The 14780-nt window shown below is 50.1% G+C and carries 16 protein-coding genes and 1 tRNA gene; 8 read left to right on the top strand and 9 right to left on the bottom strand.

From position 1 onward, the window contains the following. Window positions 1-75 precede the first annotated feature (75 nt). Together ACTHR2_RS06740 and dapC are read left to right on the top strand one after the other, a co-directional pair. Entirely contained in the window at window positions 76-435 is a 360-nt protein-coding gene (locus ACTHR2_RS06740; protein WP_263337271.1) for a MerR family transcriptional regulator, read from the top strand. A 387-nt stretch (window positions 436-822) separates the two neighbouring features. Further along, window positions 823-2013, top strand: coding sequence for a succinyldiaminopimelate transaminase (dapC, locus tag ACTHR2_RS06745; RefSeq protein WP_263337273.1), 1191 nt, complete (start codon window positions 823-825; stop codon window positions 2011-2013). Window positions 2014-2066: 53 nt separating this feature from the next. Here the strand turns inward: dapC and ACTHR2_RS06750 are convergent, their stop codons facing one another. From ACTHR2_RS06750 to ACTHR2_RS06780, 7 genes are all read right to left on the bottom strand, one after another. Then, window positions 2067-2237: a rubredoxin gene (locus tag ACTHR2_RS06750; protein ID WP_003747315.1), complete on the bottom strand. Its 171-nt coding sequence runs from the start codon at window positions 2235-2237 to the stop codon at window positions 2067-2069. 84 nt (window positions 2238-2321) lie between these two features. Continuing rightward, window positions 2322-3413, bottom strand: a complete 1092-nt coding sequence (locus tag ACTHR2_RS06755) for an acyl-CoA dehydrogenase family protein (protein ID WP_263337277.1) — start codon at window positions 3411-3413, stop codon at window positions 2322-2324. Between the two features lie 125 nt (window positions 3414-3538). Beyond that, window positions 3539-4087, bottom strand: coding sequence for a carboxymuconolactone decarboxylase family protein (locus tag ACTHR2_RS06760; protein ID WP_039862234.1), 549 nt, complete (start codon window positions 4085-4087; stop codon window positions 3539-3541). 149 nt (window positions 4088-4236) lie between these two features. Beyond that, window positions 4237-4659, bottom strand: a complete 423-nt coding sequence (locus ACTHR2_RS06765; protein ID WP_263337282.1) for a YidB family protein — start codon at window positions 4657-4659, stop codon at window positions 4237-4239. 162 nt (window positions 4660-4821) lie between these two features. Next, window positions 4822-5277 (bottom strand): Holliday junction resolvase RuvX, encoded by a 456-nt coding sequence (ruvX, locus tag ACTHR2_RS06770; RefSeq protein WP_263337285.1) that lies wholly within the window; start codon window positions 5275-5277, stop codon window positions 4822-4824. Continuing rightward, on the bottom strand, window positions 5270-5818 hold the full coding sequence (locus ACTHR2_RS06775; protein WP_263337288.1) for a YqgE/AlgH family protein: 549 nt from the start codon (window positions 5816-5818) through the stop codon (window positions 5270-5272). Before ACTHR2_RS06775 ends, ruvX begins: the two co-directional genes overlap by 8 nt. 27 nt (window positions 5819-5845) lie before the next feature. Then, complete coding sequence (locus ACTHR2_RS06780; RefSeq protein WP_263337292.1) at window positions 5846-6391, bottom strand: CreA family protein; 546 nt, start codon at window positions 6389-6391, stop codon at window positions 5846-5848. Between the two features lie 174 nt (window positions 6392-6565). On the opposite strand from ACTHR2_RS06780, the gene ACTHR2_RS06785 reads away from it, so the two are divergent. From ACTHR2_RS06785 to ACTHR2_RS06800, 4 genes are all read left to right on the top strand, one after another. Then, complete coding sequence (locus ACTHR2_RS06785; protein ID WP_440375519.1) at window positions 6566-8470, top strand: peptidoglycan DD-metalloendopeptidase family protein; 1905 nt, start codon at window positions 6566-6568, stop codon at window positions 8468-8470. A gap of 214 nt (window positions 8471-8684) precedes the next feature. Beyond that, window positions 8685-10157: a S41 family peptidase gene (locus tag ACTHR2_RS06790; protein ID WP_049351441.1), complete on the top strand. Its 1473-nt coding sequence runs from the start codon at window positions 8685-8687 to the stop codon at window positions 10155-10157. 95 nt (window positions 10158-10252) lie between these two features. Beyond that, window positions 10253-11629 (top strand): DNA repair protein RadA, encoded by a 1377-nt coding sequence (gene radA / locus ACTHR2_RS06795; protein ID WP_440375520.1) that lies wholly within the window; start codon window positions 10253-10255, stop codon window positions 11627-11629. Between the two features lie 151 nt (window positions 11630-11780). Next, on the top strand, window positions 11781-12587 hold the full coding sequence (locus ACTHR2_RS06800; protein WP_440375521.1) for a DUF4198 domain-containing protein: 807 nt from the start codon (window positions 11781-11783) through the stop codon (window positions 12585-12587). Between the two features lie 54 nt (window positions 12588-12641). Here the strand turns inward: ACTHR2_RS06800 and ACTHR2_RS06805 are convergent, their stop codons facing one another. Both ACTHR2_RS06805 and ACTHR2_RS06810 read right to left on the bottom strand, forming a co-directional pair. Continuing rightward, window positions 12642-13202, bottom strand: a complete 561-nt coding sequence (locus ACTHR2_RS06805; RefSeq protein ID WP_263337304.1) for a pseudouridine synthase — start codon at window positions 13200-13202, stop codon at window positions 12642-12644. A gap of 81 nt (window positions 13203-13283) precedes the next feature. Further along, window positions 13284-13376: transfer RNA gene (locus tag ACTHR2_RS06810), tRNA-Ser, on the bottom strand. Between the two features lie 199 nt (window positions 13377-13575). Between ACTHR2_RS06810 and ACTHR2_RS06815 the strand changes: the two genes are divergently transcribed. Together ACTHR2_RS06815 and ACTHR2_RS06820 are read left to right on the top strand one after the other, a co-directional pair. Continuing rightward, entirely contained in the window at window positions 13576-14088 is a 513-nt protein-coding gene (locus ACTHR2_RS06815; RefSeq protein WP_263337307.1) for a hypothetical protein, read from the top strand. 52 nt (window positions 14089-14140) lie between these two features. After that, on the top strand, window positions 14141-14758 hold the full coding sequence (locus ACTHR2_RS06820) for a 4'-phosphopantetheinyl transferase family protein (protein WP_263337310.1): 618 nt from the start codon (window positions 14141-14143) through the stop codon (window positions 14756-14758). Window positions 14759-14780: the final 22 nt, after the last annotated feature.

The following is a 14780-nucleotide window of genomic DNA, read 5'->3' on the forward strand; positions in this document are numbered from 1 at the left end:
CGTCTCCATACTCAAATTTGCAAAATTGCGCGGACAGGTTAAACTATCAAGCGCACTTTATAGCAAGGAGATTTGATGCAGACCAAGGAATTTACCGCGCAAACGGGTTTGTCCGCCGCCACGCTGCGCTACTACGAGCAGGAAGGGCTGCTGCGCCCCGAACGAAACGCCAACGGCTACCGCGAATACGGTGCGCGCGATTTGGAATGGGTGGGTTTCATCCTTCGGCTGAAAGACATGGGCGTGCCGCTGGCGCAAATCAAGGAATACGCGCGGCTGCGGCATTTGGGCGATGAAACCGTCCCCGAACGTTACCGGATTTTGCAGGAACATCAGGCAGCTTTGAAACGCAAACGGCAGGAATTGGACGCTCATTGGGCGTTTTTGGAGCGGAAGCTGGCGTGGTATCGTGAGAAGATGGGTGGGCGGGGATAAGCAGCCTGAAAGCGTGAAAAGCAACCTGCACATTTGGGAAAGCCCAAGTGCAGGCTGCTTTTGTGTTCCAACTTCGTTAAAGCTCGCGCTTTCAGACGGCCTTATCGGGGCGGGCGTCCCAAAACATGATTATTACAATTCACACACCATGAATTGCTGAGTGCCCAGTGATAATCGATGATGATGCCTTCCGAATTGGTGAAAAAGGTGCGGTCGCTGTGCTGGCCGTAGCAGACGTTGCTGTAATAGTTGGTGATGACGGGACCGTTTTGGCTGCATTCAAAAGGCCGTCTGAAAACATTTAAACCCTGTTTTCAGACGGCCTTTTTGTCCCAATCCATCTAAAAAATGCTAAGATTATTGCCTTAATTTATCGGCAGAAACATCATGAACCCATTATTAAACCATCTCAAACCCTATCCTTTCGCCCGCCTGCGTGAAGCCATGCAAGGCATTGATGCACCCGAAGACGTAACGCCCATTCATCTGCAAATCGGCGAGCCGAAACACCCGACACCCAAAGTCATCACCGACGCGCTGACCGCCTCCCTGCATGAACTGGAAAAATATCCGCTGACCGCAGGCCTGCCCGAACTGCGCCAAGCCTGCGCCGAATGGGTTGCCCGCCGTTATGATGGTTTGAGCCTCAATCCCGACAATGAAATCCTGCCCGTATTGGGCAGCCGGGAAGCGTTGTTCTCTTTTATCCAAACCATTTTAAATCCGGCTTCAGACGGCCCCAAACCGGTCGTTATCAGCCCCAATCCGTTCTATCAAATTTACGAAGGCGCGACTATTTTGGGCGGCGGCGAAATCCATTTTGCCAACTGTCCTGCGCCCAGCTTCAATCCCGATTGGAGCAGCCTGTCCGAAGACGTATGGCAGCGCACCAAAGTCCTAATTGTCTGCTCGCCCAACAACCCGAGCGGCAGCGTCCTGCAATTAGAAGATTGGAAAGAAATTTTTGATTTACAAGACAAATACGGCTTCGTTATTGCCTCTGACGAATGCTATTCCGAAATCTATTTTGACGACAACAAACCAATCGGCGGCCTGCAGGCTGCGGCGCAATTAGGACGCGGCACGCGCAACATTATTATGTTCACCAGCCTGTCCAAACGCTCCAATGTCCCCGGTTTGCGTTCCGGCTTTGTCGCAGGCGATGCCGAGTTGCTCAAAAACTTCCTGCTCTACCGCACCTACCACGGCAGCGCGATGAGTATTCCCGTCCAACGCGCCAGCATTGCCGCTTGGAACGATGAAGAACACGTTATTGACAACCGCCGCCTCTACCAAGAAAAATTCGACCGCGTTATCCCCATTTTGCAACAGGCATTCGATGTCAAACTGCCTGACGCGTCGTTCTACATTTGGCTGAAAGTTCCCGATGGCGACGACTTGGCATTTACGCGCAACCTGTGGCAGAAAGCCGCTATCCAAGTGTTGCCCGGCCGCTTCCTCGCCCGCGATACCGAACAAGGTAATCCGGGAGAAGGCTACGTCCGCATCGCTTTGGTTGCCGATGTGGACAGCTGCGTTAAAGCGGCTGAAACCATAGTTGCTTTATACCGCCGATAAAACAAAGGCCGTCTGAAATTTCAGACGGCCTTTTTATTAAATAATCGGATAATTTATATGGTAAAGTCCAGAAGGTAGAAATCTTCTTTGCCTACGCCGCATTCAGGGCATTTCCAGTCGTCGGGGATGTCTTCGAACTTGGTACCTGCTGGCAGACCGTGTTCGGGGTCGCCGACATCTTCATCGTAAATCCAGCCGCAAGGGCCGCACATATATTGAGCCATTTTGTGTTCCTTCTATTTTAAAAGGCCGTCTGAAACCGTATTTTCAGACGGCCTTTTGCGTGTTTTATTGTTGATATTTTGAATTTATTGAGCTGCTTCCAAAGCGGCGATTTCTTTACGCAGGTGTTTGATGGCCGGTGTTACGATGGCGACAAACATGGCCTCGCGAACGCGGCGTTGCGCCGGACTGCGCATCAGATAGCCTTTCGCGCCTGCATGCAATGCGGCAGATTGAGTGGCGTTCAGTGCCAACACAGCAGCCGCTTCACGCAGTTTCAAGGTTGCCAGCGTGTCAGGTTTGTTGTTCCACGCATCATCGGCAAGGCGTTCAGTTTCCGCCCATGCGCCGTCCAATGCGGCTTTCAAATCATCGTAACTGTGGTCTAGGTAAGCGTTCACTTCCGCATTCACTACATTGGCCATGCGGATAATGCCGAGCGCTCCGTCAATCACACCGGCGCCGATACCCATTTGCAGCAAGATGAAACCGGCTTTAATGGTCGGGATATAAGACTGGAACTGCTCAGGCGTAGCAATCACATCTTCATCCGGAATAAACACGTCTTTAAAATTCAGGCTGTAAGTGCGTGTGCCTTCCAAACCGCAGAACTCAGGGCAATCTTGCAAGGTAACGCCTTCCCATTGACCGCCGGTGATAAACATCACATAGCTGTCGCTGATTTGGGCGGTATTCGCCCAAATATGGTCTTCGCCGATATTGGATACCCAAGGCAAAGCGCCGTTGATTTTGTAGCCGCCTTCGACACGTTCGGCTTGCAGATTGTGTTTTTCGATACCGGCAAGGTGTTTGACAGTATTGGACATACCCGTACCGGCCAAAACTTTGCCCTGCAGAATATCGGCCAAATATTTGTCTTTAACCGCTTGGTTGGGGGATTGATGCAGATACCACGCGCAAGCCGCCTGACACCATGCGCTGAACGAAGTCGCGCCGCATTCTTTACCGATTTCGCGCAATACGGCGATTTGCGTTGCCAAACCCAAACCGTTACCGCCTTCTTCAACCGTACCGGTCGCGGCAAAACCGCCGATTTTGCCCAATTCCAGCATAAATTCTTTCGGGTACAGGCCTTTGCGGTCGATGTCGTCCACCAATGGTTTCAGCTTGCTTTTAACGAGTGCGGCAACATTGTTCAGTAAAGCTTCGCGTGTCATGATTTTTTCCTCTGAATAAGGTTTGAAGCGTAGATGGCTCTACTCATGAATTATTCTTTGCAACAAGGATATCCCTTGCTTTTTGCTAAAAGGCCGTCTGAATTTTCAGACGGCCTTTGATGGGATTAGGCAAATGCCTGCAATTCAGGGTTGATCTCGGTTTTGGCAAGGTTGTTGACGTAGTTGCACAAGGTTGCCAAAGCAACGCCCATGACGACTTCAACGGCTTGCTGTTGGTTGTAGCCTGCATCAAAGAAAGCTTTCAGCTCGTCGTCGGATACCGCGCCTTTTTTCGCCATAACGGCTTGGGTGAATGTCGCCAAAGCACTCAGTTTGGCATCGTCAAACTCACCCGCAGCCAACGCGCGTGCGGCTTTGATGGATTGTTCGGACAACAGTTTTTTCAGGGTAGCCAGTTTGGTGTGGCCGGCAACGCAGAAACCGCATTCGTTGGTACGGGCAGCGATAATTTGGACAACTTCGACTTCGCCGTCAGTCAGGCTGTTGGCCGCATTCAGCTTGCCAACTTCTTGATAAAACGCCAAAGCTTCAGGCGCATTGGCCAAAACGCCGATCAGGTTAGGAATAAAGCCGTTGTTTTTCAATACGGCTTCAATGCGTGGTTTGGCGGCTTCAGGAGCGGTTTCGACTGTGTGTATGGTCAAGCGGGACATGTGTATAACCTTCTTATCTGGTGAAATGAAGCGACCATCATAAGCCATCCGTCTCTATCAGAAAAAGACTTATTGGTTATTTACCGTAAACCAAAAGTTATAAGGCCGTCCGAACGGATTCAGACGGCCTTATCAAATGATTCAACTCATTATTTCATAAAGTTTTTCAGCAGCATAGAAGCAATGTCGTCCAAGCCGAAGCCATCCGCATCTTGAGCCGTGCCGTTAGGTGTGGCTTTATCGACCAAGTCAGGCAATACTTTTGCTAACAAATCGCCTACTTGACCGGCATCCACACCGAATTTTTGCGCGATTTGGTTTACCGTATCGCTGCCCAAAGCATTTTGCAGGTCGGCGCCGGACACAGGCAGGTTGCTGGATTGGTTGGAAACCCAGCTGCTCAGGGCATCGCCCAAACCGCCTTGTTGCAGTTGGTTGATCAGGTTGCCCACGCCGCCTTGCTGTTTCACCAAATCCATCGCCATATCGGTCAGAGAACCTTGTGCGCCGTTTTCGCTGTTGCCACCCAACATTTGAGTAGCCGCATTCAAAAGATTGTCCATGAGTGCCATGACTTTTTCCTTGTATTTGTGTCTAAAAAAAGAAAACGGAGTGTAGCAAAATTTGCACTGAAAAAATCAGGCTTAACCAAACTAAACTTCTTTTATCCCAAAGCCGTAACAAAACAAAGGCCGTCTGAAACCCAGTTTCAGACGGCCTAATAATCAATAATGCTATTCTTCGCGGCCATTGAAATACTCGGCCGCGCCACCTTCAAAAAACCATTGCAAAATCGCCTGCGCCGCTACTTGGTCAAGCACGGATTTTTGTTTTCGGCCAAATACTTGGGCTTCCGCAAGTAGGCTTTCCGCGTATAAGGAAGACATCCTTTCGTCAACCCAATAAACCGGCAAATTAAAACGTCCGTGCAAACGGCGGCCAAACTTACGGCTCAAACGGGTCAGCTCATGCTCCGTACCGTCGGTATGCGTCGGCAGGCCGACCACAAAATACTTGGGTTGCCATTCTTTGACCAGCTTGGCAATGGCTTCGAATTTTTCATCATTGCTGTTGCCGGTTACCGTCGCCAGCGGATGGGTCATGCCCAACTCGGCATCGCCCTGCGCCACGCCGATACGCGCCTCACCGAAATCAAAGGCCAAAACCGTACCTTTTGGTGCATCAGGCATGGCCGACTCCTGAAACCAAGGCGTTCGGATTGACGCCCAATTTTTCAAAAGCGGCGGCATAACGAAGTTCATAAGGCACATCAAAAAGAATATGCTCGTCCGCAGGGACGGTCAGCCAAACATTTTCTGCCAGCTCGCGCTCCAACTGCCCTTTGCCCCATTTTGAATAACCAATACTGATCAAAGCCTTGTCCACCACACCTTCTTTAGACAAGTTTTCAATTACATCGCGCGAAGAAGTCAGCGCGACGTTATCGGTTACCACCATGCTGTTTTGCCAGCGGCCGATCGGCGTATGCACGACATAGCCGCGCTCAATCTGAACCGGCCCGCCCATCATCACGTTTTCATGTTGCAGGCGCAACGGGATATTGCGGTCGGCGGCGGCGAAAATCATGTCCATGGTAATCGGCGAAGGCTTGTTGATGATGATGCCCAGCGCACCTTCTTCATCGTGTTCGCACACATAAATGACCGTATCCGTAAAAAACGGATCGTCCATATGAGGCATGGCAATCAGGAAATGGTTGGCTAAATTCATATTCTTTTAATCTATAAGCTGATTTTATTATTTTTGTCCGTCGTTAACCGGCGCGTCCACCACGCATGCACCGTAAACCGCGCCGCCTGCCGGTACCGGCGTATCGGTTTTCGCATGGGCAAAACACGATACCGCGCTCAAAGAGTTTTTCGGCGAACCTTGAACGATTTTATCGCTGTACACCAAATAAGCGAAAGATTTACGTTTCGGGTCGTAGTAGCGGATAATCTGCTGGCTCTTAAATGCTATGCTGGCGCTGCGTTTGAACACTTGTCCCGGTTTCAAAACTGCAGCCTCGTTATAACGGATGACTTCCGCACTTTGTACACAGGAAACGGATGCGTCGCTGGCATCTTCTTCCAGATTGACCGTTTCTTTCAAACCGCCTTTTTTCGCGTACGAAATATAGCAGGCAACCCCCTGCACATCAGGATCGTCAAAACCTTCCACTTCAATACGGTCATTTTTACCCAGCATATGAAACACCGTACTGGCGCGTCCGATTTTGTCGGTATTGTCACCGCAAGCCGCCAAAACCATGGCACCCAACACTACTAATAAATATTTTTTCATAATATCCCATCGATGCAGACTGTCAGTTTCCAGGCAGACTTAAATCCCGTCCGCCTACTCTATCGTTACTATATAAGACCGTTCGTCCATATTGCAACCCGATATTATTTTCAGACGGCCAGACAGACAGTATAATCCGTCCTATTGTTCCTACTTTGATAGCAAGATCGAACCATGCGTTACAAACCCCTCATTCTCGCCCTGTTGCTCAGTTTCTCCCTGCCAACCTATGCTGCCAAAGACGCGCCGAAAGAAAAAGCGGCCACCGTCAAAAAAGCTGCGCCCGTGAAAAAAGAGAAAGAAGCCACTAAGGCAGATATCAAAAAAGAAACCTCAAAAAAACAAGCAGTAAAAGAAAAAGAGGAAGACAAAAAAGCGGTTAAAGCCAAAGCCTCCAAAGAAAAGGAAACCGCCAACAAAAACGAACGCGCTTCAGCCAAAAACAAACCGGCTAAAGCTGCCGAGGCCTCGGCCGACAATAAAAAGGCCAACCGTAAAGCCGAAGAGCCTAAAGAAACAGCAAAAGACAAAAAAGCCGCAGCCGCAAAATCCGGAAAAGCCAAAGAACAAGACAAAAAAACTGCTGAAGATAAAAAAGACAGCAAAGCCAAAGAACCCGTAAAAAAAGCAGAACCTAAGGAAACCAAAGCCAAAGAACCTGCTAAAAAAGTAGCCGAGGATAAAAAAGACGACAAAAAAACCAAAGAGCCAGTAAAAAAAGCAGCCGAAGACAAAAAGGCCGACGCTAAAGAAGCCAAAGAGCCTGCCAAAAAAGCTGTTGACGCTAAAAAAGACACCAAAGCCAAAGAGCAAAACAAAAAAGACGACACTAAAGCTGAGCCTAAAGCCGTCTCTTCAGCCGACAACGATTTCAAAGCAGCCGTGGCTGCCGCTGCCAACGAAATGGAAAGCAAGAAATCCTTTGCCAAACGCAACGAGGGTTTCATTATCCATGTTAATGCCACGCTCAAACAGCTGCAACAAACACGCAACAACCTCTCCGGCATCAACCGCAAACAACGCGACGCTTGGGAAAAATTCCAAAAACTCAATGCCGATGCCAACCAGTTGAAAGCAGAAGTTTCCAACACGCGCGCCCAAATTTCGCGCTTTGTGTCCGGCAACTATAAAAACAGCCAGCCCAACGCGGTTGCCCTCTTCCTGAAAAACGCCGATGCCGGTCAAAAAAACCGCTTCCTGCGTTACACGCGTTATATCAACAACGCCAACGACCAAGTCATGAGAGACTTGGAAAAACAACAGAAAGAGCTGGCAGCGCAAGAGCAAAAAATCAACAATGAATTGGCCTACCTGAAAAAACTGCAAGCCAATATTCAGGCTTCATTGCGTCAACAAGGCGTAACCAATACCGCCGAACAAGCCGAAAGCCGCCGTCAAAACGCGCAAATGGCCAAGGAAGCGCAAAAGAAAATCAACCACAGAGAAAACGAGCAGCGCCTCAACAATCTCTTGAAAGATTTGGAAAAACGCAAAGCCGAGCAACGCAAAGCCGAAGCCGAAGCACGTAAAAAAGCCGCAGAAGCCCGTTTGGCCGCCGCCGAAAAAGCCCGCAAAGAGCAGGCTGCCGCCCAACAAAAAGCCGAAGCCGAACGCGCCGCCATGTCCACGCTGACTGACGAAGACATGAAACTGCAAGCCCCGAACACCCAAGGATTAACCGTCAGCAACGCCAACAGCTTCAGCCGTATGCAAGGCCGTCTGAAAAAACCGGTCAACGGCACATTGGCAGGCCTGTTTGGTCAAGACCGCGGCGATGGCGAAGTTTGGAAAGGCGTGTTCTACAATACCGTTCCTGCTCCTGTCAGCAGCATTGCCTCAGGCACGGTTACTTTTGCCGGCGAACTTGAAGGCTACGGCAAAGTAGTCGTCCTCGACCACGGCGACGGCTATGTCAGCATTTACTCCGGCCTGAACGAAATCGACATCGCCCAAAACTACGCCGTCAATGCCGGCAGTAAAATTGGCACCAGCGGCACTTTGCCGTCGGGCGAAACAGGCCTTTACCTTGAAGTCCGCTACAACGGACAAGTCATGAATCCGCTTTCCTGGATTAACTGATGTTTCAGACGGCCTGAGTGAATTTTCCCCTTCAGGCCGTCTGAATTTCATCATAAACTACAATAAAACACGATTTTCACGCCTGTTCAGCACATTAAACAACAAACTTTTACCTTAAACTTATTGTTCCAAGCGTTTAAATCACATAAAGTCAACGGGTTCAGAGAAAACAAAAACCACTTTGCTTACCGTACACAAAAAGAAAGTCAAACGAATGTCAACAAAATCCACTTTGAAAAAAGTTGCAATCTACACTCTCGGCGCATTTAGCGGCATCGCCCTCAGTCTGAGTGTACAAAGTTTTGCCGCCGAAAAAGACAAAAAAGACAACGAGGCCCTTCCCGTGCAAACCATCCGCACCATGGCAGAAGTGTACGGCCAAATCAAAGCCAACTATTACCAAGACAAACCCGATGCCGAGCTCTTTGAAGGCGCAATGAAAGGCATGGTGTCCGATCTCGATCCGCATTCCGAGTATATGGACAAAAAAGGCTATGCCGAAATGAAAGAGTCCACCAGCGGCGAATTCGGCGGCTTGGGCATGGAAATCGGACAAGAAGACGGGTTCGTCAAAGTCGTTGCCCCGATTGAAGACACTCCGGCAGAACGCGCCGGCGTGAAAAGCGGCGACTTCATCGTCAAAATCGACAATACCTCTACGCGCGGCCTGACCGTCAGCGAAGCCGTCAAAAAAATGCGCGGCAAACCGGGTACCAAAATCACCCTAACCCTTTCGCGCAAAAATGCCGACAAACCCATCGTCGTCAACCTGACCCGCGCCATCATCAAAGTCAAAAGCGTACGCCATCACCTGCTTGAAAAAGACTACGGCTACATCCGCGTCTCCCAATTCCAAGAGCGCACTGTTGCCGCACTCAACGAAGCCGCACAAGCCCTCGTCAAAGAAAACAAAGGTCCGCTCAAAGGCATCATTCTCGACTTGCGCGACGACCCGGGCGGCCTGCTCAACGGCGCAGTCGGCGTATCCGCAGCCTTCCTGCAACCTGACGTAACCGTTGTCAGCACCAAAGGCCGCAACAAAAAAGAAGGCATGGTTCTCAAAGCAACAGCCGAAGACTACATCACCACCAGCGGCAAAGACCCGTTGGCCGGATTGCCTGCCGAGCTGAAAACCATTCCTATGACCGTCCTGATTAACGCAGGCTCGGCCTCCGCTTCCGAAATCGTTGCCGGCGCATTGCAAGACCACAAACGCGCCGTCGTCGTCGGAACACAAAGTTTCGGTAAAGGCTCCGTGCAAACCCTGATTCCGCTTTCCGGCGGCAGCGCAGTCAAACTGACCACCGCCCTTTACTACACGCCAAACGACCGCTCGATTCAGGCGCAAGGCATTGTTCCTGACGTTGAAGTCAAAGACAAAGACCGCGCCTTTGAAAGCCGCGAAGCCGATTTAGTCGGCCATATCGGCAATCCGTTGGGCGGCCAAGACGTCAACAGCAGCACTGAAACGCCTGCCAACACAGAAACCAAAGCCGATAAAGACAAGTCCAAAAAAGACAAAGACGAAGACATCTCCAGCCGCCGCATTCCAAATCCGGCCAAAGACGATCAGCTCCGCAAAGCCTTGGACTTGGTGAAAAATCCAGCCGAATGGCAAAAATCTTTGGGCTTGGCAGCGAAAAAACCTGCACCGAAAAAAGATGCAGATAAAGACAGTAAAAAATAAACCTGTTATTTCTCAATAAAAAAGGTCGTCTGAAAACGATATGATTGTTTTCAGACGACCTTTTCACACATCAAATATTCCACAGGGAAAACATCATGGCAAAAGCCCCCAAAACCATTTACCAATGTTCCGAATGCGGCGGCACTTCCCCGAAATGGCAGGGTAAATGCCCGCATTGCGGCGAGTGGAACACGCTTCAGGAAAGCCTGGCCGCACCCGAACCGAAAAACGCCCGCTTCCAATCTTGGGCGGCGGATACCTCGACCGTCCAATCCCTCTCCGCCGTTACCGCCACCGAAGTGCCGCGTAATCCGACAGGCATGGGCGAACTCGACCGCGTATTGGGCGGCGGCCTGGTTGATGGAGCGGTCATCCTGCTCGGCGGCGACCCCGGCATCGGCAAATCCACATTACTGTTGCAAACCATCGCCAAAATGGCGCAAAGCCGCAAAGTGCTGTACGTTTCCGGCGAAGAATCTGCCCAGCAGGTCGCCCTGCGCGCGCAACGTTTGGAACTGCCTACCGAAGGCGTGAACCTGCTTGCCGAAATCCGCATGGAAGCGATTCAAGCGGCGTTGAAACAGCATCAGCCCGAAGTCGTGGTTATCGACTCCATCCAAACCATGTATTCCGACCAAATCACTTCCGCCCCCGGCTCCGTGTCGCAGGTACGCGAGTGCGCCGCCCAGCTGACGCGCATGGCGAAACAGATGGGCATCGCCATGATACTGGTCGGACACGTTACCAAAGACGGAGCGATTGCCGGTCCGCGCGTTCTGGAACACATGGTCGATACCGTACTGTATTTCGAGGGCGACCAGCATTCCAACTACCGTATGATACGCGCCATCAAAAACCGTTTCGGCGCAGCAAACGAATTGGGCGTATTCGCCATGACCGAAAACGGTTTGAAAGGCGTATCCAACCCGTCCGCTATCTTCCTTGCAAGCTACCGTGACGACACCCCAGGTTCATGTGTTTTGGTCACACAGGAAGGCAGCCGCCCGCTTTTGGTCGAAATTCAGGCACTGGTCGATGATGCACACGGTTTTACCCCCAAACGACTCACCGTCGGCCTTGAACAAAACCGCCTCTCCATGTTGCTCGCCGTCCTCAACCGCCACGGCGGCATTGCCTGCTTCGACCAAGACGTGTTCCTCAACGCCGTCGGCGGCGTCAAAATCGGCGAACCTGCCGCCGACCTTGCTGTTATCCTCGCCATGCTCTCCAGCTTCCGCAACCGACCCATGCCTGAAAAAACCGTCGTATTCGGCGAAATCGGCTTAAGCGGCGAAGTCCGCCCTGTCGCACGCGGGCAAGAGCGGCTCAAAGAAGCGGAAAAACTCGGCTTCAAACGCGCCATCGTCCCCAAAGCCAATATGCCGCGCCATGCCAAAGAGTTTCCAAACCTGAAAATCTACGGCGTCAGCAGTTTGCAGGAAGCGATTGACGTTTGTCGTGACGGGGACTAAACCGTTTCGATAATCTGATTCAAAAAACAATCATCTAAAAGGCCGTCTGAAAGTTTTCAGACGGCCTCTCTTTAAATTTAAATAATTTTGTTATATTATAACGAACGACTTTGTTCTATCTTTTCTACACATCGAAAATCGGAGAGAAATCATGAAAAAAACCGCTTTGCTTATCGCATCCGCCTTCCTGTTCAGCACTGCCGCACACGCCCATCGCGTTTGGGTTGAAACCGCCCACACACATGGCGGCGAATACCTTGAAGCCGAATTGGGCTATGGTGAATTCCCGGAGCTTGAACCCATCGCCAAAGACCGCCTGCACATTTTCAGCAAACCCATGCAACTGGTGACTGAAAAAGGCAAAGAAAACATGATTCAAAAAGGCACATACAATTACCAATACCGCAGCAAACTGCCGGTCAAAGACGGCAGCTACTTGGTAACTGCAGAATACCAACCGACTTTCTGGTCAAAAAACAGCACGGGTTGGAAGCAGGCAAGCATCAAAGAAATGCCTGATGCAAGCTACTGCGAACAAACCCGTATGTTCGGCAAAAACATCGTCAATGTCGGCCACGAAAGCGCAGATACCGCCATCATTACCAAGCAAGTCGGCCAACATTTGGAAATCGTTCCTTTGGACAATCCAGCCAACGTCCACGTCGGCGAACGCTTCAAAGTCCGCGTCCTCTTCAATGGCGAGCCGCTGCCTAACGCCACCGTTACCGCCACATTTGACGGCTTCGACACCAGCGACCGCAGCAAAACCCATAAAACCGAAGCCCAAGCTTTCTCAGATACTACCGATGACAAAGGCGAAGTCAGCATCATTCCATTGCGCCAAGGTTTTTGGAAAGCCAGCGTAGAACACAAAGCTGATTTCCCTGATCAAAGCGTGTGTCAAAAACAGGCGAACTACACCACAATGACCTTCCAAATCGGTCATTCACACCATTGATTTTTCCATAACAAAAGGCCGTCTGAAATTTCAGACGGCCTTTATTCATCCTATTTAAGGACGATGCGGCGCAAACTGCCATTGTCCCAATTCCAAATTCAAATCAAACAGATTCAGACGGCCTATTGCCACACGGACCAAGCGCAAACATGGAAAGCCTGCTTTCGCCGTCATCCTTCGCACTTGGCGGTTTTTCCCTTCCAAAATTTTGATTTCCACCCAAAAATCAGGCACAGACTTACGCACGCGAATCGGCGGCACGCGCGACCATAAAATATCCGCTTCGCCCTCTTCCAATACCCTAACCTCGGCCGGACGGGTGACAAAATCGCCCAAATCTACGCCACGGCGCAATAAATCCAATTTGGCTTCATCTGGAGAGCCCTCCACCTGCGCCCAATAAGTTTTAACCTGCTTAAATTTCGGGTCAGCAATCTGCGCCTGCAAACTGCCATTATTGGTCAGCAGCAGCAAACCCTCGCTATCCGTATCCAAACGGCCGGCCGGATAAAATCCCGGTTTCTCGACAAAATCCTTAAGGCACTGATGTTTTTCATGTTCAGAAAACTGGCAAATCACGCCATAAGGCTTGTTTAGGATAATCAAATCGTTCATTTCACACTTTCAGACGGCCTTAGATTCCAAGCAATCTCGGATAATAAAAAAGACACCGTATAAAACGGTGTCTTTCATATTTGGCGGAGTAAGAGGGATTCGAACCCTCGATGCAGGTTGACCCCACATGCTTCCTTAGCAGGGAAGTGCCTTCAGCCTCTCAGCCATTACTCCTAAGGAAGACCGCAATATACGCTTTCTGCCCTCCTTCGTCAAGCATGACCGCCCCAAACTTTCTTAACACCATGAAATCATTTAAATAAAAATATAATATTTTTTACATCATCCTATTTTTATACTTCTTTCATATATGTTAAAATGATTTTGTTTTCTGTAAACCTTTTTTCACACCCCTTATTACAAAGGAGTTCGTATGTTACGTTTTTCTGCTTTGGTTGCCGTATCCGCCCTGATGCTTGCCGCGTGCTCACAACCCGGCAATTCCCAACCATCTACTTCCTCCTCTCAAACTTCTACTCAAAAAACAACTGCCGCCGGTTCTGCCTGCCGCAGCATGGGTGAAGGCCATAAAGTCAATGGCAAAGGTCAAAACGACATTTATATGTGTAAAGTCGATGTAGCTTTGAACTCTGCCGAAGCCAAATCCGCTTTGGATCCTAGCATCCGCGTTCACTACGGCAGCACATCCGGAGCGACTTTGACTTCCCGTCAAATCTCCAACTCAGTCGGCAAAACCCCTGATGAAACCTGCCAACGCGCATTCCTGAGCGCGGTTAAACGCTTCCAAAGCACTGCGCATCGTAAAAAAGCCAAATCCGTTCATCTGGTTAGCTACTTTGACAAAGTAACCAAAGGCGGTAACGAGTACGAATGCCACATCGCTACATTCAACAGCCGTGTGGTTTTGAAAGGCAGCTTCCACTAAGCAATGTCAAAAATGCCGGACTTCAATATGAAGTTTGGCATTTTTCTATTTTATGGATATGACACCCCTTCACTGCCTGCTGGCCGATCCCTCTTTTGCCGCCTGCTACAACCATGCGTCTCTAGACGCAGCCGATTCCCAACGTTTGGCCGCCACGCCGCAACTGGCGCAGCGTCAAGACTGGCAAGTCAGCCGCGCATTAAAACAGCAAACCGATTTACCGACTGTATCGCTGAGCCACAGCCAAGGCTTTGCCGCTTTATTGTGTGCGCCTCAGTCCTTAACAGCCGGTGTCGATATCGAATTTATCCGACCGCGCGATTTCAAAGCGCTGTCGGCTTTAGTATGCACGCAGGAAGAACAAGACTTTTTGGAAACGGCAAACTGGCCGTCTGAAACGTTTTACCGATTGTGGTGTTTCAAAGAAGCATTGATTAAAGCGGCGAATTTGGATTTTCCGTCAGATATGAAATCGGTCGGCTATGTTTTCGATTCAGGGCAATCCGTCGGTTTACGAGCTGGAAAGCAAACCGATTGGTACGGCACAAGCGCGATTTTGGCGGATACGATGGCACTTGCCTGCGTTTGGAAAGGAAAAGCCCCCGCGCTGCAATGGCAGTTTTTCGGTTCGCTCAAATCCAATGATTTAACCGACCGGCAAACTATCTAATAACTGACAAACTAATAATAAT

Source organism: Neisseria sp. P0006.S004, from assembly GCF_051963015.1.
In the GTDB taxonomy this organism is placed as follows: Bacteria; Pseudomonadota; Gammaproteobacteria; order Burkholderiales; family Neisseriaceae; genus Neisseria.